The sequence below is a fragment of the Faecalibacterium gallinarum genome (genome assembly GCF_022180365.1).
Lineage (GTDB): Bacteria > Bacillota > Clostridia > Oscillospirales > Ruminococcaceae > Faecalibacterium > Faecalibacterium gallinarum.
This window is the reverse complement of record NZ_BQKV01000027.1, coordinates 1-19,959: the sequence shown is the minus strand read 5'-3', so window position 1 is coordinate 19,959 and position 19,959 is coordinate 1. Positions and strand designations below refer to the sequence as shown.

Annotated in this window: 19 protein-coding genes and 1 tRNA gene; 8 read left to right on the top strand and 12 right to left on the bottom strand. The window is 58.7% G+C overall.

Annotated features, from left to right (window positions below; translation table 11 throughout):
* Window positions 1-7: 7 nt before the first annotated feature.
* From JCM17207_RS03990 to JCM17207_RS03980, 3 genes are all read left to right on the top strand, one after another.
* Window positions 8-277, top strand: coding sequence for a hypothetical protein (locus JCM17207_RS03990; protein WP_238316371.1), 270 nt, complete (start codon window positions 8-10; stop codon window positions 275-277).
* Window positions 278-580: 303 nt separating this feature from the next.
* Complete coding sequence (locus JCM17207_RS03985; RefSeq protein WP_238316530.1) at window positions 581-895, top strand: helix-turn-helix domain-containing protein; 315 nt, start codon at window positions 581-583, stop codon at window positions 893-895.
* 14 nt (window positions 896-909) lie between these two features.
* A complete protein-coding gene (locus JCM17207_RS03980) occupies window positions 910-2,295 on the top strand; it encodes a site-specific integrase (RefSeq protein WP_373871918.1) in 1,386 nt (461 codons plus the stop codon).
* A 153-nt stretch (window positions 2,296-2,448) separates the two neighbouring features.
* Here JCM17207_RS03980 and JCM17207_RS03975 read toward each other — a convergent pair.
* A tRNA-Lys gene (locus JCM17207_RS03975) sits at window positions 2,449-2,524 on the bottom strand.
* A 218-nt stretch (window positions 2,525-2,742) separates the two neighbouring features.
* On the opposite strand from JCM17207_RS03975, the gene JCM17207_RS03970 reads away from it, so the two are divergent.
* Window positions 2,743-3,951, top strand: a complete 1,209-nt coding sequence (locus JCM17207_RS03970) for a DUF3048 domain-containing protein (protein ID WP_238316369.1) — start codon at window positions 2,743-2,745, stop codon at window positions 3,949-3,951.
* A gap of 21 nt (window positions 3,952-3,972) precedes the next feature.
* Window positions 3,973-5,040, top strand: a complete 1,068-nt coding sequence (locus JCM17207_RS03965; RefSeq protein ID WP_238316368.1) for a DUF3048 C-terminal domain-containing protein — start codon at window positions 3,973-3,975, stop codon at window positions 5,038-5,040.
* A gap of 93 nt (window positions 5,041-5,133) precedes the next feature.
* Here JCM17207_RS03965 and JCM17207_RS03960 read toward each other — a convergent pair whose 3' ends face one another.
* From JCM17207_RS03960 to JCM17207_RS03925, 8 genes are all read right to left on the bottom strand, one after another.
* Window positions 5,134-5,682, bottom strand: a complete 549-nt coding sequence (locus JCM17207_RS03960) for a hypothetical protein (RefSeq protein ID WP_238316367.1) — start codon at window positions 5,680-5,682, stop codon at window positions 5,134-5,136.
* Between the two features lie 165 nt (window positions 5,683-5,847).
* Window positions 5,848-6,411 (bottom strand): hypothetical protein, encoded by a 564-nt coding sequence (locus JCM17207_RS03955; protein ID WP_238316366.1) that lies wholly within the window; start codon window positions 6,409-6,411, stop codon window positions 5,848-5,850.
* Window positions 6,412-6,456: 45 nt separating this feature from the next.
* Window positions 6,457-7,029 carry a twin-arginine translocation signal domain-containing protein gene (locus JCM17207_RS03950; protein ID WP_238316365.1) on the bottom strand — a complete coding sequence of 191 codons (573 nt, stop codon included), beginning with the start codon at window positions 7,027-7,029 and terminating at the stop codon, window positions 6,457-6,459.
* 217 nt (window positions 7,030-7,246) lie between these two features.
* Window positions 7,247-7,768, bottom strand: a complete 522-nt coding sequence (locus JCM17207_RS03945) for a twin-arginine translocation signal domain-containing protein (protein WP_238316364.1) — start codon at window positions 7,766-7,768, stop codon at window positions 7,247-7,249.
* 252 nt (window positions 7,769-8,020) lie between these two features.
* Window positions 8,021-8,536: a hypothetical protein gene (locus JCM17207_RS03940; protein WP_238316363.1), complete on the bottom strand. Its 516-nt coding sequence runs from the start codon at window positions 8,534-8,536 to the stop codon at window positions 8,021-8,023.
* 50 nt (window positions 8,537-8,586) lie between these two features.
* Entirely contained in the window at window positions 8,587-9,795 is a 1,209-nt protein-coding gene (locus tag JCM17207_RS03935) for a hypothetical protein (protein WP_238316362.1), read from the bottom strand.
* 161 nt (window positions 9,796-9,956) lie between these two features.
* Complete coding sequence (locus JCM17207_RS03930) at window positions 9,957-11,081, bottom strand: hypothetical protein (protein WP_238316361.1); 1,125 nt, start codon at window positions 11,079-11,081, stop codon at window positions 9,957-9,959.
* 288 nt (window positions 11,082-11,369) lie between these two features.
* Window positions 11,370-12,032: a histidine phosphatase family protein gene (locus JCM17207_RS03925; RefSeq protein WP_238316360.1), complete on the bottom strand. Its 663-nt coding sequence runs from the start codon at window positions 12,030-12,032 to the stop codon at window positions 11,370-11,372.
* Between the two features lie 271 nt (window positions 12,033-12,303).
* Here JCM17207_RS03925 and JCM17207_RS03920 point away from each other — a divergent pair, with 271 nt between their 5' ends.
* Entirely contained in the window at window positions 12,304-12,999 is a 696-nt protein-coding gene (locus JCM17207_RS03920; protein ID WP_238316359.1) for a helix-turn-helix domain-containing protein, read from the top strand.
* A 65-nt stretch (window positions 13,000-13,064) separates the two neighbouring features.
* On the opposite strand, the gene JCM17207_RS03915 is transcribed toward JCM17207_RS03920, so the two are convergent.
* The 3 genes from JCM17207_RS03915 to trpS all read right to left on the bottom strand — a co-directional run bounded on the left by JCM17207_RS03915 (window position 13,065) and on the right by trpS (window position 15,578).
* Window positions 13,065-14,000, bottom strand: coding sequence for an alpha/beta fold hydrolase (locus tag JCM17207_RS03915; protein ID WP_238316358.1), 936 nt, complete (start codon window positions 13,998-14,000; stop codon window positions 13,065-13,067).
* Between the two features lie 30 nt (window positions 14,001-14,030).
* Window positions 14,031-14,282 (bottom strand): AbrB/MazE/SpoVT family DNA-binding domain-containing protein, encoded by a 252-nt coding sequence (locus tag JCM17207_RS03910; protein WP_238316357.1) that lies wholly within the window; start codon window positions 14,280-14,282, stop codon window positions 14,031-14,033.
* A 285-nt stretch (window positions 14,283-14,567) separates the two neighbouring features.
* The gene (gene trpS / locus JCM17207_RS03905) at window positions 14,568-15,578 is read right to left on the bottom strand and encodes a tryptophan--tRNA ligase (RefSeq protein WP_238316356.1); all 1,011 of its coding nucleotides are present in this window, start codon (window positions 15,576-15,578) and stop codon (window positions 14,568-14,570) included.
* 214 nt (window positions 15,579-15,792) lie between these two features.
* On the opposite strand from trpS, the gene gltX reads away from it, so the two are divergent.
* Window positions 15,793-17,262, top strand: a complete 1,470-nt coding sequence (gene gltX / locus JCM17207_RS03900; protein WP_238316355.1) for a glutamate--tRNA ligase — start codon at window positions 15,793-15,795, stop codon at window positions 17,260-17,262.
* A 279-nt stretch (window positions 17,263-17,541) separates the two neighbouring features.
* On the top strand, window positions 17,542-19,812 hold the full coding sequence (locus JCM17207_RS13715; protein ID WP_282449841.1) for a serine/threonine-protein phosphatase: 2,271 nt from the start codon (window positions 17,542-17,544) through the stop codon (window positions 19,810-19,812).
* Window positions 19,813-19,959: the final 147 nt, after the last annotated feature.

The window sequence follows — 19,959 nt, the reverse complement described above, 5'->3', positions numbered from 1 at the left end:
AGCCGTGATGGCCGACGGGAATAATCTGGATCAGTTCATGGCCTCGGACAAGTATCTTCGTTTTGCCGAAGATGCAGCTGCCCGGTCTACGCATCTGTTCTATGCCTACTCCAAGTGGTGCATGGAAAATCTGGAGACGCCCGTCTCTCAGAAGCGATTCAGCCAGTTTCTGTTCAAGAGTGCCGGCAAGTACAACCTTACCTTCTCGAAGCACATCGGGGGCGAGTACCGGGGCTATAAGGGCGTGTCGGTCCGCCCGGATTGCGCCCTGAATTAAAAAATCTCCGGGAAGTGAAAATTTCCCGCCCTACGCGCCCGCCCATCTGGAAAGCGTCTTATTTTCATTGTAATACCGTCATTTTTCAAAAATCATATCCGCCCGCTTTGCCGCCCTGTGAGCCGCCCAGGCGGGCGGTTCCGGGCGCATCTGGGCGGAAGGGCGGATCGGGCGCGTATTTTTGAGTTCCCGCACAAAAAATTTCACAGGCAAAAGTATAGGAGGGAGTTTTCAGCTAAAGCTCCTTCCTCTTCCATATCTTTCTGGACGAAAACAGTTCACTCGGAACTGTTTGCCATGAAGATGACGCAAAGGAGCGTGCAATTGAGTAATTATCACAAGAACGTAAATTTAGCCTGTGAAACCTTGCAATCCAGTCCGGCATCCGCTACAATGGAAGTGTCTCCAAACCCTGCCGTGGAACCTCAAAGCAGACCGCGTGCAGCCAGACTTGATCCTCTCGTTTACAAGGTGGAGGAGATCGCCCAGCTGTTGGCCATCTCTCCCCGCGCTGCCTATAACCTTTGCAACACCACCAAGGATTTCCGGGTGGTTCGCATCGGCACCAGCATCCGTGTAAACCGGCAGAGCTTCGATGCCTGGTTTGCCGCCCTCTGAGAAAGGGTTCAGCCATGGCATCCATTATGAAGCGCGGAAGCGCTTATTCCGTCCGATACACCTATATTGATCACCGGGGCAAAAAACATGAAGGCTGGGAGTCCTTCAAGACCAAGAAGGAAGCCTCCGAGCGAAAGATTACCATTGAAAAGGAATTGCAGGATGGCACCTTCCTGATCCCCGATTCCATGACAGTCCAGGAACTGCTGGAAAAGTGGATTCCAATTCAGTCCAGCAAGCACAAGTGGGCACCCAAGACCTACACGCATACGGTTGCAATGGTGCAGAATCTGATCGTCCCCTACATTGGGGGATTACAGGTGCAGAATGTACGCACCTTTGATCTGGAACAGTTCTACACCACCCTGAGCCAGACCCCCAAGGGTCTGTACAAGCAAGGCAAGAAGCAAAAGCTGACCGCCCAGCAAAAGAAACGCTGCCTGACTGCGGCTTCTATCCATGAAGTTCATGCGCTGCTCAAGACTGCGTTTTCCTATGCAGTCGAATGGGACCTGATCCACAAATCCCCTGTTCCCCGCGAGGCACCCAAGTTCACCTCGGAGGAACGCGCCATCTGGGACGAGCACACCATGCTGGCGGCCCTTCAGACCATGGAGGATCCCGCTCTGCATCTAGCGGTTCACCTGAGCATGATCCTCTCGCTGCGAGTCGGTGAAATCCTCGGTTTGCAGCCGGGAGATCTGGACTTTGAAGCCGCCGATGGGCGTGGAACGGTCGCTGTGCGGCGTTCCATGCAGCGTACCAATAAGGTATCCCTGGAAAAGACCGACTCCAGCCAGATCCTCTATGTGTTCCCCGACCAGCGGGAAGGCAGCACTTCCTCCTTGATTCTGAAAAAGCCAAAGACCAAAAAGTCTCAACGTATTTTGTACATGACCAAACCTTTAAAGGATGAACTCTTGGCCTGGCTTGAAAAGCTCAAGGAGGACGAAGCCAAATCCGACGGCCGCTACCGCAACTGCGGTCAGCTGTTTCGGCTTCCCAATGGTCTGCCGGTTGCCCCGGAAGCTCTGTCCAAGTGGTACCGGGAATGGCGGGACAAGCACCCTGAATTTGAGAAGATCGTTTTTCATGGGCTGCGCCACTCCAGCGCCACCTATCAGCTGATGCAGTCCGGGGGCGACTTCAAATCGGTCCAGGGAAACACCGGGCACGCCACCGCAGGCATCCTGATGGACACCTACGCCCACACCCAGGACAAGCCCCGGATCAAGCTGGCTGAAAAGATCGAGGCCAATTTTTATCAGTCGGCTTCTTCTCCCGCCGCCCCAACCGCCCCGGCTGGGACTGCCGGAATGACCGCAGAGAGCCTTTTGGAGCTGGTCCGGCAGATGAAACCCGAACAAAAGCGGGAATTTGCCCGTCTCCTGTTCTCGTAAATTCCATGGACGAATCGCCTTTGATGCACCTCATACAGCCTATGCAAAGGGTGAAGGTCCTTCCCCGCCGATGTGCAAAATATGTGCAAAAATGTGCAGCGGCCCGAAAAAAGAAAAATCCCGCGATAAATCTTACGATTTATCGCGGGATTTTGGTGCGCTCGTGGGAACTCGAATCCCAGGCCCTCTGATTAAAAGTCAGATGCTCTACCGACTGAGCTACGAGCGCAAATAAACACACGGCAACTATGCCGCCCAGTAATTGTAGCATAACCGGAACAAAAAAGCAAGAGGAAATGTGAAATTTTCGGTGGTCGGGGGGACTTTGGCAGCAACTGCCTCTTTACAAATGAGCGTCAAACCGCTACAATCAGAGGCAAGATACAGCCATAAACCAGGCCCCATTGCGCCCTGCGCGCGGGCCTGCTGAAAAGGAGAGGATCGCACATGAAGCTAACACGCCGTCAGATTCTGCGCGGCTCGGGGGTACTGGCCACCGGGTTCTTGCTGGCTGGGTGCAGCGCCCGCAGCGCCGCCCTGGGTTCCGGCTGGCCGGCGTGGCTCCGCCGCCTGCTGGGCATGGAAGAAGGGGCCTCCAGCGCGGCGTCCTCCGGCGCGGCGTCCTCGGCCGCATCTTCGTCGGCCGCATCCAGTGCGCCTGCCCTGCCCCCCTATCTGGCCGACCCCCTCACCGGCGAAGCCCGATCGGCCGATACCCGGATTGTCGGTATCATGGTCAACAATATCTCCAACAGCACCCGCCAGAACGCCCGACCCCAGCGGGGTCTGTCCGATGCCGGGATGCTGATCGAGAGCCGGGTGGAGGGCAACATCTCCCGGTTCTGCGCTCTGTACAGCAATGTGGACGCCATCCCTGAGGTGGGGCCCATCCGTTCCGGGCGGGATCAGTTCCTCCAGCTGCTGATGCCCTGGCAGGGTCTCTATTACCACGATGGCGAGAGTATTTTCTGCACCCAGTACATCAAACAGTGGAACTACTGGGACCTGAACATCGGCGGCAAGAGCTACTTTAGCACCCCCACTCATCCCCATGTAGCCCACCGGGACAGCCGGGGCGGCGTAGTGGCCTATGAGCACACCGAGTTTACCTCAGGGCCGGAGATCCGCCAGGCCGCGGAAAATGCCGGCATCGGGCTGAATTATGCCTATGATGCCACCTTCTTCCCCTTTACCGACTACCGCAAGGGGGAGATCAACCCTATGACCGACTGCCCCGAGGCTGAGAATATTCTGGTGTATCACTCGGCCAACTACCAGAGCAAATTTGCCTATGACCGAAGCGACCGGGTCTACACCATGCAGATGTACAGCGCCCGGACCAAAACTTTCGAGGCGGCTGTGGATGAGCTGAATGGCCAGCAGCTGGCCTTCGCCAACCTGCTGGTCTGCTTCGCGCCCATTGCAGCCTACCCTGGCGACTCCGCCGACGTCCAGTGTGTCGAGTATGCAGGGGGCGGGGCTGCCTGGTACTTCACCCGCGGCCGAGTGCTGGCCTGCCAGTGGCAGAAACCCGCTCCCGATCAGCCCCTGACGGTCTGGAACGGGGCTGATCAGGTGGTGTTTAACCGGGGCAAAACTTACCTGGCTGTGGTGGACGTGGACGCGCTGGATCATTTTGATTATGGCAGCGTCTGATGCAGGCGGGAAGGTGAACCAATGAAACACAATAAGCTCTGTGCGGCGGCCCTGGCTCTGGCCGGGCTGGCGCTGGTGGTGCTGGTGGGGTGCAGTCTGCCCTCTCTGCCCGGCGCATCCGACGCCCCCGCCGCCGCACTGGATCCTCTGACCGGTCAGGCCGCTATATGGACCGACCGGTGCCCGGCGGCCGTGACAGTCCAGAGTGACGCCGGGGCCAATCTGCGGGGGATCGGCGATGCCTCCCTGGTGCTGGAAGCCCTGACCGAGGGGGAGACATCCTCCAGCCTCTGCCTGGTCTGGCCGTCGGTGGAAGCGGTGCCCGAAGTAGGGCCTGTGGCTGCCGGCCAGGACCTCTATTGGCAGCTGCTGGCGGCCCAACAGGTGCTCCCCGTCCAGCGGGGAGCGGGGGTCTACGCGGGCAACCTGTTGGATGAATATGGCGTGCGTGCAGTGGACGCCCTGGAAGTAGGGGTCTCGGCTTTCTATTATGAGGGGGCTTGGGGCCAGCCGGACGCCCTGTCCTGGTATACCAGCGGCAGTCGTTTAAGCAGTGTTCTGGCCGGGCTGGAAATTGACCCTCAGACCCAGTCCGAAGCTCTGGACACCGAGCCCGCTCCCCTGCCTGCTCTGCTGCCTTTCGGCGAGGTGAGCGAGCCGGGAACCGAAGGAGTTGCTGGCATAGAGGTACAATTCTCTGAGACGGCGGCCACCGGATTTACCTATGATGCCGAGGCCGGAGTCTACCGAATGGCCGATGCCGGTGGTGCCCCCCGCATTGACGCCAATACCGGCGAGCAAGCGGCCTTTGATAACGTTTTGGTACTGTATAGCGCCCCCACCCTGCGGGACGATGGCCATACCTGGGGCTATGATCTGACCATGGGCGGCGGCTACTATCTCAGCGGCGGCCAGGCCTGGAATATCCTCTGGACCCAGGGGGTGGATACCACCCTCAGTATCTACAACTCCGGAGGCAAGGCCATCTCCATCCAGCCGGGCCGCAGTTACATCGCGTTGCTGGGCAGTCTGCCCGGCCAGCAGCTGATTCTCACCGATGCTTCGGGTGCAAAGTTGAGCACCCCGTAAAAGCGACGGGGATCAGCCCCAAAAGAATAAAAGAAAACCCTGTCCGCCCCGGTTTTAGCAACGAGGCAGACAGGGTTTTTATGTTTTAATGGTTTAGCGGCTCAGGCAGAAAACGGCTTGTTTCAGCCCGGCGCCGTCGTTCATCTGGACGGCCAAGGTCAGGGAGGCCCAGCTCGGATTATCTGCCCGAAGATAGAATTTTCCTTGGGCGCTGCTGCCTGCTTCCACCATTCGGCCCGATAAGTTGTCGGTAGCCCCGGCCAATCCGCCGTCTGCACTGCTCAACACGGTGACTTCCGAAGGACTGCCATCGGTGTGAGCGGACAGGCTCAGCTGGCCCTTCCGGGTGGCGGCAGTTCCCCGATTGTTAAAGCAGAGGGCAAACTCCAGATCGTTCACCACGGTCAGGGAAACAACAATCAAATTCCGCTGATTATCCACAGAACAGTCGGTTACCCGCAGAGTACAGGTCCGACTATCCACCCGTAGAGTCTGGGTTTGGAACACTCCGCCGCCGATGGCTCGCTCTCCGTCCGGCAGCACATAAGTCACGGGAATGTTCCGGGAGCAGCCGCCCAGGGCCCAGGCGGCCAAAACAACAGAACATGCGGCGGTTCTCCGCAAAAAAACACGCCGCGTCATCTTTTGATTCATCCTCTCCCCTGACCCCCTTTCCGGTGCAGCAGACAGTACACCATCTTACATTTATGGTACCCCAAATGGTCAAATTTGTCAAGGAAAAGGGAGCTGATACGACAAAAAAGCCCGCCCTGCGGGTGCAGGGCGGATACTCTGAAGAAAGGGTTGTCAGGGGCGAGAGAAATCAAACCGTATTTCTTCTGAAATCGAGGGTAAGCCGGTACCCTGGCTTTCTAAAATAACGGTCAAAGAAAAGCTGGACCAATTTTCAAACCGACTACGGGACAGTGGATCAGAGACGAGATTTACGAGGGAAGAAGGGTCTGCTAAGGTTAATTCGGTTTCAGTTTGCTGGCCGGCCGGAAAAGAAGTGACAGACCAGCTGGGGGAATTGCCTGAATAATAAGCGTACTGTCGATATGCGTCAGAGAATGCTTTGTCGTGATCGAAGGTATAATCTACTTTCCACAGATATCGGGTGCCGGTGGGAATGCTCATTCCAACATCATTTTTTACACTTAAACCCAAAACCAGATTCCCTTCTGTGTTTTTATAGAATTTGGTGGTAGAAACTGTCATAGTTCCTTCTGGAACGGAAAGGGTCTGTGTTTCGGGGCAAAAACCTGAAGGGATGGACGGGGTGCAGCACCCGGTTAAAACAACAGAGGCAGCCACGGTTAGAGTGGCGGCTGTAATACTTTTAAGTAAAATGCGACGAGAAATATTTTCCATAGTTGTCTCTCCCTTAGTTGGTATTCAAAATAAATGAAGGTTAACTTAAAGATGAGGCAAAGAGAACTCGATTTGTTTAGCGATAGGCATGAAGGTTTGTGTATCCATCAGGTACAAGATGAAAGTTATCGTTTTCCAGTTCTTAAGCTTTTCGTCAACAGGAGTATTTCCTTTGGCATAACTTGCAGGGTCGGGGAAAATTAGCTCGCCTGATTTAACACTGTTGGCTGGAATGGGAAGTTGACCTTGAAAAAATTCTATCGACATATATGATTGCTGAACATAAAAGTTGGATAGACTTTCCATATCATCCAGCATAAAGTAGTTCATTAACTGGTATTTCGCACCAAAAATACCAATAGCTCCTTCTGTATAGTTGGCAATGGTCAGATCAAGCTTGAGTCTGCCATCGGGCTGGCGGGAGTAGGATGTAGTGGACACCGCAAGATAATATTGATCATCCAGTTGAAGGACCTTTGTTTCAGGAGAAAAATGTTCAGGGGGATTTATGACCGAGGAAGCGGGGCAATTGCACCCAGTCAAAAGTGACGAGGCGGCAGCGGAGGCGGTTAAGGCGGCGACGCATTTTACAAAACCGCGGCGTGTGATGTTTGACATAGACAATCCTCCTCAAGTTTTATTTTGTTAAAAAATGTGCGGTGATATAATTAAATTATTCTAAATACACAAAAAAGTCAATAGAAGTGAAATAATTTTAAAGAATGGCTGGGTTTATGGGGTGAAATTGTGCATAGAAATAACAAAGGTGTTTTTAGCAAAAAAAGCCCGCCCTGCGGGTGCAGGGCGGGTAAAGAGAAATTTGGTGCTATAAAAATTAGTTCTCGAAGGAGAACTCCACGGGATCACTAACGGCACCAGTGGCGTCATAAACGGTAAAGATCAGCTTGACCTTGGACCACTCGCCCTTGGCTTTCAGATTGAGAGTCAGCTTATCGGTCAAGTCACCATCGGCTGCGATGGTCTTACCAATCAAGCCGCTCTTGCTAGTTTCGAAACCGGTAACTACGCCGTTATCACCATAAGAGTCATACCCGACAACCAGAGTATAGCCAGTAATGCCCGACGTACTATCGGAGATCTTGAGGTCGCCACTGAGGTTATTTACGATCTTAAACTCCGTACGAGCCTGATAGAACCAGCTGTCATAGCTGTAGCCGGTCAGAGCAATGTTAACGGTCTGGCCATCCTTAAGCTTAATGGTCTTGGTGCGGGTGCCGCCGAAAATGCCGCCCAGATCGGGCATATCGCAGCCGGTCAGCATGGTGGAAGCAGCGACAGCCAGAGAAGCAGCAGCGGCGCCTTTCATGAAAGAGCGACGAGAGATATTCATAGACATAACAGAGCCTCCTTATAAGTGCGCCCCAAGCTGGGGGCAACGGTTTGCACCAGGATGGTGCTATCGGTATGCCCTGATTCTATACGAACTGGGAGGATTTGTCAAGGGACGGGCCGAAGAAAAAAACGGGGTGTTGTAGTACAGGTTTTACAAAAATTACAAATTTTGGGTGAAAAAGCCGCCCTCCCTGCACAAAGACGGGTGGGCGGCAAAGTGTGTTTACATGAAAGATCGCTTTTCCAGTTATCAAATTTACTTTTTCAAAGTAAATTTGATCGCTTTGCTTGTAGTGCTGGGATCGCCGTTCTTATAGAGCGTCAAAGTCAGAACTACGCCAGTCCACTGGGCAGACGGGTCAACTGCAACCACAAGGTAACCGGTTTGTGTTTCGCCGGGGGCAACGGGATCATTCTCAAAACCACGGCCGATTTCAAAAGTAAGGGGCTGGTCGCTGCCAATATATGTAAAGGTGGGAATGATCTGATAAGCTTTGCTACTGTCGGGTGTGGTAGCAAGCTCCACTGGGTCGACAAACTGAGACTTAACTTCCAGCTGGGGGCTGAGAGTAACATAATAAGGGTTATACTGGCAGCCTTTTAAGGTTATAAAGCAGGAGAAATCTCCGTCGGTGAGCACTCCTTTTTGCGGGCCAAAGAGATTAGCCACATCGTCCAGCGAGCAGCCGGTCAGCAGAGTGGCAGATGCAGCAGCCAGAGACAGGGCGGCAGCGCCTTTCAGAAAGGCGCGGCGAGAGAAATTCTTTGACATAACAAAACCTCCTTGTAGCAGCACCTAAAGAGCCGCTGGTGCAGGCACGTTTAGAACGTAGCTTCATTGAAAGAAACGGTAGTGTGAGCGGTGACGCCCTCAACGGAGAAGTTCATCTTTTCAAGCAAACCGTTTTCTGTAATAACATCGACAAGAGGACCGGCAAAGCGATTGACTCCTCCGTGAATGAGATAGATGACTGCTTCGATTACGAGCGGAGCAACCGTTTCCCAAGAGAGAGAGTAGCCTTTTTCCAAAGAAAGTGCGAGCTTCCGAGAGGTAAAATGCATATCCAGCGAAGTCCAGTTGCGGTATGCCGGGAAACCCAAAACGCCCGCCTTGGCGCCGCCAACATCGATGGTGTTTACCATAAGCGGGGTATTTGCCCGCAGATGCGTGTAACCAGCCGCCGCTGCGTTGAGGAACTGGTCAGTTTTGCTCTCTTTCAGCTGCTTGTCAAAAACACCCTGAACCATCAGGATGCGGAATATATCAGATACCTGGAGAAGGTTGTTGTCAATCAATTTACAAATTTCCTCGAGAATAGGTTTCTGGATGGAGTCGCTCCATTCAGGAATTCCCGAAATCTTGAACCGCTTGCCAAAGATATTTATTTCAGGGGAACCATTTGTTAGATAATTTCTAAGAGTGACTTCAGGAAGGGTCTTCTGCACCAAAGTTTTTGTGAAGTCACTGCTTAAGAGGTCTACAATGATTTTCAGCCATTCACCGACTTCCGCAGCTTTCTGCTTGAGCAGATCACGGAGGGCGTTGGCAACTGTTTCCTCCACAGAGGGCGTAGAAAGGTAGGAGTAAAGCTTTGTTTCAAGCTCCTCGTCATAACCATTTACCAGAGGCAAAACCAGTTTTTGGAACACTTCGTCCAACGTTTCATCCGTAAAATAGGGCAGAATGACCAGGGTTTTATCGGAGGTATTCTCAATCCGGCCCTTGGGCATAGCACAACCAAAACCCAGCACGGAGCTGATGCCTGAGAAATTGAAATCAACGCCGGGAAGATCAATGCCCAACTCGCTCTCAATATCCGAGATACTGACGTTGAAGGGGGACCAGTCCATGCCGGTGAGGGAGATGTTGGCGAGGGGAGTACCACCGTCTTCGGAAAGTGAGATCGACCCGCCAAAACCGCCGACAATGGACGCAGGGGCGCACCCCGTCATCAGGGTGCCGGTGGCCGTGGCGAAAGCGGTGATGCCGACACACTTCATGAAGCTGCGGCGCGAAATTGACAAAGCCATAGGGGGGATACCTCCTGATTTAACTTGGAAAGAAACACACCAATCGAAAAAATATACAGACCGTCGATATTATACTGAAAGGATTGGGCTCTGTCAACACAAAAATTACACAAATATGAAAATTGTGAAAACTGGTTCTTCCCCGCTCCCCGCCCCGCTTTTCAGAGGGTGCTGCTGATGTGGCGGCGGCGCAGCCGAAAGACCGCGGGCACGGCGTCGGGCGGCTCTTCCACCCGATACTGGAGACTGTCAAAGGAGCTCAGCACCAGGTCATAGAGGGGGACGGCCAGGCAGCCGGCTTTTTCGCCGAACAAGATCCGGGCGGCGGCAAACACCAGGGGGTAGATCTCATCCCAGCCCAGGAGAAGGGTGGCTGTGTCGAGACTCAGGGCCAGTCGGCGGGGCAGGATGCGTAGGGTGGCGGAGCGCCAGCGCCGCCCCGCTCCCAGGGGGAGCGCGCCCAGCCGGGATTCCCCAGCCGGAACCAGGTCGGCCAGCAGCGGAGGCTCGCTCCCATCGTCGTACAGGGTATAGGCCAGGGCGGCAGCGTGGAGTCCGACGTCGATGTCGCTGGCGCCGGATCGGGCGTCGAAGCTGCCTTTTACCATCAGCAGGTGCACGGTGTCGGATGTCTGGGCCAAAAGATCCTTCAGCAGGCCCACGATGGCCTCCACCAGCTGGCGTCGCTGATTTTCTGAAAGACTGTCAAGGAGCTTTTTTATCAGACGGTCCAGGAACCGCTCGTTCTGCTCCTGGGCCGAAGGGGTCAGGATGCCGCCAATGGCGTCCCGGAGCAGGGCCCGCAATTCGGGGTCATGTTCGTTCAGAAGAGCTGTGAGCTGCCCGCACAGAGCGTCGCGGTTGTTGCGCAGAGCCGGGCCAGCCAGCCGCCCTACCACAAGACGGAGCTGCCGGTTGGTAAAATAAGGCAGCACCAGCAAAAGCCCGCCGCTGCTCTCAATCATTGCCTGGGGCATCACCCGGACAAGCCCCGTCAATCCTGTGATGCTGGGGTTGAAGGGAATGTCGGGGAACGCTGCGCCCAACAGCTCGGTGATTTCATTGATGCGGATGCCGATGGGCTCGGTCCGCAGACTCTCGAGGGTCACCGTGGCCAGCAGCTGCCCGCCTGCGGTGATCTGCTGAGGGATGCCAAAGGGAGTATCCTCCTCGCCGCCGGGGTGGGAGGCACAACCGGTCAAAAGGCTGCCGGAGACCGTCGCCAGAGAAGAAACGCCGGCGTACTTAAGGAATTGGCGGCGCGGAAAACAAGGGGAAAAACGCAAGGGATTACCTCCTGGAATAAGGGGAGTTTTGGGGCGGAAAAGCACGACCCTGCGTCATTGTATCGAAAGAGGCGGCCCGTGTCAACACACGGGCCGCCCCAAAATGCGATTGGAAAAAGTTCCCTGTTCCGTTAAATTTCCTCGGCCTCGGCCTGGCCCCGCAGGGCAACAACGCCGAAGCGCCGCCAGTGGCGGATGCAGCGAGGCGTTGTTGGCGCCGCGCTCCGATTTTCGCAAGGGCGCAGCGCGTCCCGCCGCGAAAACCGGCCAGCGCAAGAGGACAAGGTTTCAGATCTCCTCGGCTTCGGCCTGGCCCCGCAGGGTATCCGCATACCCAAAGGGTACGATGTCGATGGCTTCCACCAGTTTGTCCCGCATCCACAGCTGGACATCCGTCTGCAAGGTGTAGCCGCAGCCGGGGTCCGCCATCCACTGCTCGGGGCGGCGGCTGGGCAGGGCGTGCTGGCTCAGCATGCTGACGATCACGCCGCCGTGGGTCACGCAGGCAGCCTCGGTCACGTCCATCCGGATCATATACTCGAACAGCTTCAAAAGCGACTCGCCGCACCGCCGGTGGAAATCCGCCGTGGGCTCAGCCCCTTCCGGGGTGTAGCCAGCGCCCGGGGTAATCCATTTCTGGAAATCTGGGTCCTTCACCAGCTCTTTCACCGGCCGGTTCTCGAATACGCCGAACCCGGCCTCCCGCAGATCGTGCACCGAGAACTGGTGGGTCGCCCCCGGGAACAGAAGGTTTGCCGTCTCCACCGCCCGCATCATAGGGGAAGAAAAGACGGTGTCCACCGCCGGGTACTCGAACCGCTCTTTCAAATCGGCCAGCTGAGCCCGGCCCTCGTCGCACAGGGGGATATCCGTCCCGCTGCCGATGTACCGGCCCTCCAGGTTGCCCGCCGTCAGACCGTGGCGAATCAGATGCAGTTTGAAGGTTTTCACACAAACACCCCTTTATAAAAAGTAGAGAAACAAAAAATCGCGGCCGAAAAGCCTCTCCGGCCCGGCCACAAAATGTGCGGTTTTTCGCCCACAGTGTACCATAGATGTAGCACCCCCGGCAAGAGGTTTGACAAAATCCACGTTGTTTCAGAAAAATTTGACCAATTTTTCTTTACAAATCGTTTTTGGTTGTGTATAATCAACCTGCTGTAAACCAAAACAAAAGGAAGTGCCCTCCGCACCTATCCTCTGGCAGAAGGAGCCGTCAATTATGGAGTTCAACCGCATTATCAAACTGCTGCGCAACGAGCGCGGCATCACCCAGAAGCAGGCCGCAGACGACTTGGGCGTCTCCCAGGCGCTGCTCTCCCACTACGAAAAAGGCATCCGCGAGTGCGGGCTGGATTTCGTCGTCCGGGTGGCGGACTACTACGGCGTCTCCTGCGATTACCTGCTGGGGCGCAGCGCCGAGCGCAACGGCAGCATGATCGCCCCGGAGGATATCCCCAGCCCGGACAAGATGAAGGACAGCATCTACCACGGCAGCGTGCTGCCCACCATGAATAAAAAGCTGATTTCTAACAGCCTGAACGTCCTCTACGCTAAAGTGGGCCAGTGCCACAACAAAGCCCTGGTCAACGAGGTCAGCGCCTATCTGATGATGGCGGTGTACAAAATGTTCCGGATGCTCTATTCCGCCGAGCCCCACAACGCCCCCAGTATGTTCCGGGTGGATGAGCAGCGCTGGGCGGGCTATTCGGACGCCGTGATGCATATGGCCGAGGCCAATGTGGGGGCGGCTCTGCGGGGCGTGGATGTCCACGGCGCCGAGGGCCTCCATGACACCACTCCCCTGTCCATGACCACCGAGAGCCTGACCCGGGAGTTTCCCCTCTATACCCCCAGCCTGCTGAATCTGGTAAAAACCAGCGAGACCTATGTCAAGGGTCTGCGGCCGGAGGAATAAAAATTCAACCCAAAACGAACACGCCCCTCTGCGGCTTGGCAGAAGGGCGTGTTTTTTGTTAAGGTTCAGTTGGCCAGCTGTTTTTCGATCCACCCGGCGATGTCTCCGAACACCTCCCGACGGTTCAGCTCCAACAGCAGCTCATGCCGCGCCCCGGGATAGAGCTTGACGCTCACCCGGCCCAGACCGGCCCGGCGCAGGCTTTCGGCGGCCCGCTGGACGGCCCGGCCATTCTCGCCTACCGGATCGGCGTCGCCGGAAAGGAGCAGCACCGGCAGATTTTTGGGCATCTTGGCCAGCACCCGCTTGTCGTGGAGCCGGGCGATGCCGGTAAACATACTGTAATAGCCGTTCAGGGTGAAGATAAAGGTGCAGCGCTCCTCGGCCAGATAGCGGTCCACTTCGGCGGGGTCCCGGTTGAGCCAGTCGCTGGAGGTGCGGGCAGGTTCAAAGGCCCGGTTGAAGGCCCCGAAAGCCATCTTGTTCACCAGCTCGCTCCGATGGTGCCAGCCGTGGAGGGCGGCCAACACCCGGCAGAGGGCCCGCCCGCCCTGAACCATCACCAGGGGCTGGTGTCCGGTGCCCATCAGGATGGCCCCGGAAAGCTCGGTGCCGTAGTCGCACAGGTACTGCCGGGCGTAGAAGGAGCCCATGCTGTGCCCCAGCAGAAAGACCGGCCGCCCCGGCCATTCGGTTTTGGCCAGCCGGGTGACGTTGTGCAGATCTTCCAAAAGGGTGCGGTTGCCGTCCGGACGGGCGAAATAGCCGTAGTCCGCCGGGGTGCGGATGGAACCGCCGTGGCCCAGATGGTCGTGGCCGATGACGGCGAAGCCCCGGTCCGCCAGATAGCGGGCCAGCTCCTCATACCGGCCGATATACTCCACCATGCCGTGGGTCAGCTGAACGATGGCCCGGGGCGGGGTGTCCGGGGTGCAGCGCAGCACGTTGATCTGGCGGCCCGCCGCGCTGGAGGGGATGGAACCATAGGTCAAGGTACTCATAGTGCAGCTCCTTTGCCGCCGTGGGGCGGCTTACATCGAGCCGATCTTGCGCCGGCAGGCCGGGCAGATACAGCAGTTGCCGAAATTGATGATCCCCGGGACGTTCTCGCCGCAGAAGTCGCAGGCCCCGGCGGGATGGTATTTTTTGAGCAGGATGGTATCGCCGTCTACAAAGATTTCGAGTTTCGTGTTGGTGTCCAGCTGAAGGGTGTTGCGCAGCTCCTTGGGCAGGACGATCCGGCCCAGAGAGTCCACGCCGCGGATGATGCCAGTGCTTTTCATGGTACATCTCCTTTGTTTAGTCTATCTTCACCGCCGGGATGATGCCCGGCAGATGCTTTACAGAAGGTTGAAAACAGGAAAAAATTGTAAATTCCTGTCCTGTTCAGTATACATAAAAAGACCGAAATCGTCAATGTTTACGAGCCGATTCGACAAAAACTGTAAATATTCCCCTGAGTATATTTCTGCCTGGCTCAAAAAACAGCGAAAACTGGTGAAACAGCGCGGCCCCCGGGCCGCCGCAAAGGGCAGCCGGGGGGCCGGCGCAGGAGCAGGGCGGGTTGCTTACAGCTGCAAAAGGCCCACTTTCTTATATACTTTCTGAATCATGCGGTCCGCCAGGCGGGAAGCGCCGGCGGCGCCTTCGGTGAGGATGCCGTCCACATAGGCGGTGTCGGCCAGGATGCGGTTGTACTCGCCCTGGATGGGGGCCAGCGCGTCGGCCACGGTCTCGCCCACGGCCTGCTTGAAATCGCCGTAGCCCTTGCCCTCGAACTCCCGCTCGATCTCGGCCATCTCCTTGCCGGTGAACACATTGTAGATGCACATCAGGTTGGAGACGCCCGGCTTTTCGGCGGGGGCGTAGCGGACAACCCCCTCCGAGTCGGTGACAGCCCGCTTGAACTTGCGCAGGATGGCGTCCTTGTCGTCGGTCATCAGAACAAAACTGTTCTGATTGGTGTCGCTCTTGCTCATCTTGCGGGTGGGCTCGGCCAGAGACATGATCTTGGCGCCCTCTTTGGTGACATAGCCCTCCGGCAGGGTGAAGGTGGGGCTGTAAGCGTTGTTGAACCGCTGGGCGATGTTCCGGGCCAGCTCCAGGTGCTGGGTCTGGTCCTGGCCCACCGGGACTAAGTCGGCGTTGTAGATCAGGATATCCGCCGCCATCAGGGCCGGATAGGTGAACAGACCGCCGTTGACATTGTCGGGGTGCTTGGCGCTCTTGTCCTTGAACTGAGTCATCCGGCTCAGCTCGCCGAACTGGCTGTTGCAGCAGAAAATCCAGTTCAGCTGGGTGTGGGCGGGCACATGGCTCTGGACAAAGAGCAGGCTCTGCTTGGGGTCGATGCCGGCGGCCAGCAGCATGGCGGCGGCCTCCCGGGTGTGGCGGCGCAGCTCGGCGGGCACCTGGCGGACGGTCAGGGCGTGGAGGTCGGCCACCATATACAGGCAGTCAAACTCGTCCTGCAGCTTGGCCCAGTTGCGGACGGCTCCGATGTAATTGCCCAGCGTAAAGGTGCCGGTGGGCTGGATGCCGGATAAAATGCGCTTTCTGCGCGGTGCTTGTTCGCTCATATCGATACTCCTTCGCGGCCGGTGCCGCCCGGAGGGCGGCAGCTTGTCCAGTTGGTTTTTGATATATAAAGCCAGCATAGCACGTTTGGGGGGTGCTGTCAAGCGCGGGCCCGGTTGACAAACCGGCTGTCAAAGATTAAACTAAACGTGCATCCGGCCCGGGGTTTTGTCCGGGCCGCCCGCCCGAAATTGTCTGCCGAAGGAGCGTAATTTTATGCCAACCAACAAAGTCCGCACCCGTTTTGCGCCCTCGCCCACCGGTTATATGCACGTGGGCAACCTGCGCACCGCCCTCTATGCCTATCTGATGGCCAAGCACGAGGACGGCACCTTTATCCTGCGCATCGAGGACACCGACCAGGAGCGCTATGTGGAGGGCGCGGTCGATGTGATTTACAATACCTGCCGTGAAACCGGCCTTATCTGGGACGAGGGCCCGGATATCGGCGGCCCGGTGGGCCCCTATGTTCAGAGCGAGCGGATGGGGATGTTCAAGCAGTACGCCGAGCAGCTGGTGGCCGAGGGCAAGGCCTACTACTGCTTCTGCTCCGCCGAGCGGCTGGACGCCCTCCACGCCGAGCAGCGGGCCCGGGGCGAGATGACCCACTACGACGGTTGCTGCCGTGACCTGCCCCCCGAGGAAGTGGCCGCCCGGCTGGAGGCTGGCGAGCCCTACGTCATCCGCCAGAAGATCCCCCGCACCGGGGTCACCGGCTTCGACGATATGGTCTACGGCCACATCGAGGTCAACAACAGCGAGATGGACGACCAGATCCTGATCAAGTCGGACGGGATGCCCACCTATAACTTTGCCAACGTGGTGGACGACCACCTGATGGGGATCACCCACGTCATCCGTGGCAGCGAGTACCTCTCCTCCACCCCCAAGTATAACCTGCTGTACGAGGCCTTCGGCTGGGAGATCCCGGCCTATATCCACTGCCCCCCGGTCATGAAGGACGCCCAGAATAAGCTGTCCAAGCGGAACGGCGACGCCAGCTACCAGGATCTGGTGGCCAAGGGCTACCTGACCGAGGCCATCCTGAACTATATCTGCCTGCTGGGCTGGAGCCCCCGGGGCGAGTACGCCGAGCAGGAGATCTTTACCCTGCCCGAGCTGGTCAAGATCTGGGATCCCGCCGGCATCTCCAAGTCCCCCGCCATCTTTGACCCCCTCAAGCTGCGGGCCATCAACGCCGAGTATATCCGCCGTCTGCCCGCCGAGGAGTTTTTGAAGAAGGCCGAGCCCTGGATCGATCAGGCCGTCAAGAGCCCCATCGACAAAAAGCTCCTCTGCGCCAACCTCCAGCCCCGGTGCGAGGTGCTGGGCGAGATCCCCGAGCAGCTGGACTTCTTCGACCAGATGACCGAGTACGACGTGAGTCTCTACGCCAACAAGAAGCAGAAGACTACCCCCGAGTCTGCCAAGGAAGCCCTGGAGGCCCTCCAGCCCCTGCTGAGCGACCCGGCCCTGGATTTCGCCAACCGTGACGCCGTCTTTGAGGCCTGCAAGAACCTGGCCGAGCAGCTGGGCAAGAAAAACGGCTGGCTGCTCTACCCCCTGGGCATTGCCCTGTCCGGCAAGAGCCGCACCCCCGGCGGCGGCGTGGACCTGGCCTGCATGATGGGCCGGGAGAAAACCCTGGAGCGGTTGTCTGCCGCCCTGGCCAAGCTGAGCGCCTAAACCTATTAGAATAAAAAAGAAAGCCCTGCGCCGCAGGGCTTTTTTGGTCTGGGCGGCGCATTGGGCCGGAAAAAGGCCGGAAATGGCCCGCCCCGTCCTTTCGCCGCCGATGGGGGCAGAGGCCGGGGCTTTTTTGCGCCTTTGCGAATCTTTTATATCTTTTGCCGGGAGGATGGCACTTCTCTGCACAGCGGCAAAAAGCGCGCTCTGGGCCTGCTAGAGTATATGCAGCAGGCGGGACAGCTAGAACATACCCGCCAAGAAAGCGGGGAGTACATCATGGAAAAAACCTTTGGGACCGAGCTTCAACTGCCGCGGCCGCTGGCGTCGCCGCTGGATAAATGGCGGGCCGTGGGGCCGGTGCTTCGCCGGTGCGGGGCACTGGCTGCCGGTTTTGCCGGTGGGTGGGCCGTCTTGTATGGGGCGCTGATGCCCTTTGGCCTGGGGCTGACCCTGGGCGCCGGAGAAGATTGTTTTGCCGCCTGTGCGGTGGGTGCAGTGCTGGCCCTCCTGCTGCGGGGCGGCGGGGTGCGGGCGGTGGGTCTCATCTGCGCCGTGGGGGCGGCGGTGGTGGCCCGGTGGCTCTGGCCCCGGCGGTTTTTGCCCGCGGCCCTGGCCGGGGGCGGCGCGCTTTTGGTATCCGCGGCCTGTTTTTCCCCTTACCTAGGGCTATCCGGTCTCTGGCAGAGCGGGGCCGACGCGCTGCTGGCGGGGGCCATCGGATGGGCGTTGCGGCATTCCCCGCCTGAAAAACAGGGGGCCGGGCGGCTGGTGCTGGCGGCGGGTGTGGTCTGTGCCCTGGGCAGCATCTGGCTGGGGCCCCTGAGTTTGGGGGTGGTGGTCTGCGCCCTGGTGGAACTGGTCCTCTGCTGCCGGGGCCGGGGGGCCGAGGCTCTGGCCGGGGCGGCGGTCTGCGGGGCGGCCCTCTGTGCGGCGGACGGACAGCTGGCCTTTGCCGCGGCGGGCCTTGGCTGCGGCACAGCGGCGGCTCTGCTGGCCCCGGGGGACAAGCTGCTCTGTCTGGCGGCCTATGGGGGCGGCTGTTTGACAGGGGCCCTCTGTGTCCAACCACCTGGAAGCGCCTTCGCCTACTTAGGGGCAGTGGGTGTTTCGGCGGGGCTATTTGGGCTGACGCCCCGCCGCCTGCTGCTCCGGGACGTCAGCCTTCGACACGATCCGACCGAACACGCGGGCCGCCCCCAGCTCTCTGCCGCCGCCACCCGGCTGGGAGCGGTGGCCGAGAGCCTGTCCTCTCTGGCTGAGACGGTGAACCAGGTTTATGACACCCTGCCCCACCGGTGTGAGAGTTTCCGCTGGGTGATCGACAACACCCACGACACCCTCTGCGCCAACTGCGGGCGAAAGGAGGAATGTTGGAACAAAGAATACGCCGTCACTCTGGACGGCATGCAGGCGTTAAAGCCCATTCTGGAAGAAAAGGAGCATGTAGAGGTCCAGGACCTGCCCGGCCAGCTGGCCCGGTGCATCCACCCGGCGGCCCTGTCGGGGACGGTGACCCGGTCCTTTGCCCTCTACCGCAGCCGTCAGGAGGCCCGGATCCACGCAGAGGCGATGCGCAGCGCCCTGACCGAGCAGTACGGCGCGGTGGCCCAGGCCCTCTCGGTGCTCAGCGACCAGATCGGCACGCCGGGCAGCCCCGAGCCCTACAAATCGGGGCGGGTGGCGGCCTTTTTCTCCTCTCTGGGGATGCCGCCCCTGGAGTGCGCCGTCACCCTGGACAACCTGGGCCGGACCCGGGCTGCCGTCACCCTGCCCCGGGCCCGGTTCAGCCAGGCGGAGCTGTCGGCTCTGGCCCAGGAGGTGGGGCGGATCTGCCGCCGGGGCCTCGAGACCCCCCAGAAACTCACCTGCAAGGGGATCACCACCCTGATCTTTACCGAGCGGCCCCTGCTGCGGGCGGTGTTCGGCGCAGCGGGCACCGCCGCCCGGGGGGATGTTTCGGGGGATGCGGTGCAGCAGTTTTGCAGCCCCGGGGCGGCCCAGATGATCCTCTGCGACGGGATGGGCACCGGCCGCCCCGCCGCCGTGGACGGCAACCTGGCCGCCGAGCTCACCGGCCGGCTGCTCAAGGCTGGTTTTACCGCCGAACTGGCGGCCCGGCTGGTGAATGTGGCTCTGGCCCTCAAGAGCGAGGACGAGAGCGGCGCCACCCTGGACCTCATCAGCGTCGACCTCTACACCGGCACAGCCCGGCTCTTTAAAGCCGGGGCGGCCCCCGGGTTTATCGTCCATGGCGGCAAGGCCCGGGCGGTGGGCGAGCCCAGCCTGCCGGTGGGAGTGGCTGGGGCGGTGAATGGCCAGAGCCGGGTGGTGCACCTGGCTGCGGGCGACCTGGCAGTGCTGGTGTCGGACGGCCTGCTGGTGGACGGCAGCGGCTGGGTCCTCAAACAGCTGGAACTGGCCGGGGCCTCCGGGGACAGCCCCGACAAGATCGCGCGGGAGCTGGTGGACACGGCCCGGGCCCGGGCCGAGAACACCGGCCGCCCCGACGATATCACCGCAGCAGTCCTGCGGCTGGAGGTGTATTGAGAAAAAATTGAGCCTTCCTCCCCGGTGGGAATCGTTGCAATCCGGCCCGGCGGAGGGTATACTGAGACTATTCGGACAAGGGCCGGGGGCTTTCCGGCTGGGCGGCGGCGCGCAGAAGCGTACATACCCTGCGATGGGGACGCAGGG

Coding starts and splice junctions, on each gene's coding strand:
- JCM17207_RS03990 (WP_238316371.1), top strand. CDS start 8: ATGGCCGACGGGAATAATCTGGATCAGTTCATGGCCTCGGACAAGTAT.
- JCM17207_RS03985 (WP_238316530.1), top strand. CDS start 581: ATGACGCAAAGGAGCGTGCAATTGAGTAATTATCACAAGAACGTAAAT.
- JCM17207_RS03980 (WP_373871918.1), top strand. CDS start 910: ATGGCATCCATTATGAAGCGCGGAAGCGCTTATTCCGTCCGATACACC.
- JCM17207_RS03970 (WP_238316369.1), top strand. CDS start 2,743: ATGAAGCTAACACGCCGTCAGATTCTGCGCGGCTCGGGGGTACTGGCC.
- JCM17207_RS03965 (WP_238316368.1), top strand. CDS start 3,973: ATGAAACACAATAAGCTCTGTGCGGCGGCCCTGGCTCTGGCCGGGCTG.
- JCM17207_RS03960 (WP_238316367.1), bottom strand. CDS start 5,682: ATGACGCGGCGTGTTTTTTTGCGGAGAACCGCCGCATGTTCTGTTGTT.
- JCM17207_RS03955 (WP_238316366.1), bottom strand. CDS start 6,411: ATGGAAAATATTTCTCGTCGCATTTTACTTAAAAGTATTACAGCCGCC.
- JCM17207_RS03950 (WP_238316365.1), bottom strand. CDS start 7,029: ATGTCAAACATCACACGCCGCGGTTTTGTAAAATGCGTCGCCGCCTTA.
- JCM17207_RS03945 (WP_238316364.1), bottom strand. CDS start 7,768: ATGTCTATGAATATCTCTCGTCGCTCTTTCATGAAAGGCGCCGCTGCT.
- JCM17207_RS03940 (WP_238316363.1), bottom strand. CDS start 8,536: ATGTCAAAGAATTTCTCTCGCCGCGCCTTTCTGAAAGGCGCTGCCGCC.
- JCM17207_RS03935 (WP_238316362.1), bottom strand. CDS start 9,795: ATGGCTTTGTCAATTTCGCGCCGCAGCTTCATGAAGTGTGTCGGCATC.
- JCM17207_RS03920 (WP_238316359.1), top strand. CDS start 12,304: ATGGAGTTCAACCGCATTATCAAACTGCTGCGCAACGAGCGCGGCATC.
- JCM17207_RS03915 (WP_238316358.1), bottom strand. CDS start 14,000: ATGAGTACCTTGACCTATGGTTCCATCCCCTCCAGCGCGGCGGGCCGC.
- JCM17207_RS03910 (WP_238316357.1), bottom strand. CDS start 14,282: ATGAAAAGCACTGGCATCATCCGCGGCGTGGACTCTCTGGGCCGGATC.
- trpS (WP_238316356.1), bottom strand. CDS start 15,578: ATGAGCGAACAAGCACCGCGCAGAAAGCGCATTTTATCCGGCATCCAG.
- gltX (WP_238316355.1), top strand. CDS start 15,793: ATGCCAACCAACAAAGTCCGCACCCGTTTTGCGCCCTCGCCCACCGGT.
- JCM17207_RS13715 (WP_282449841.1), top strand. CDS start 17,542: ATGGAAAAAACCTTTGGGACCGAGCTTCAACTGCCGCGGCCGCTGGCG.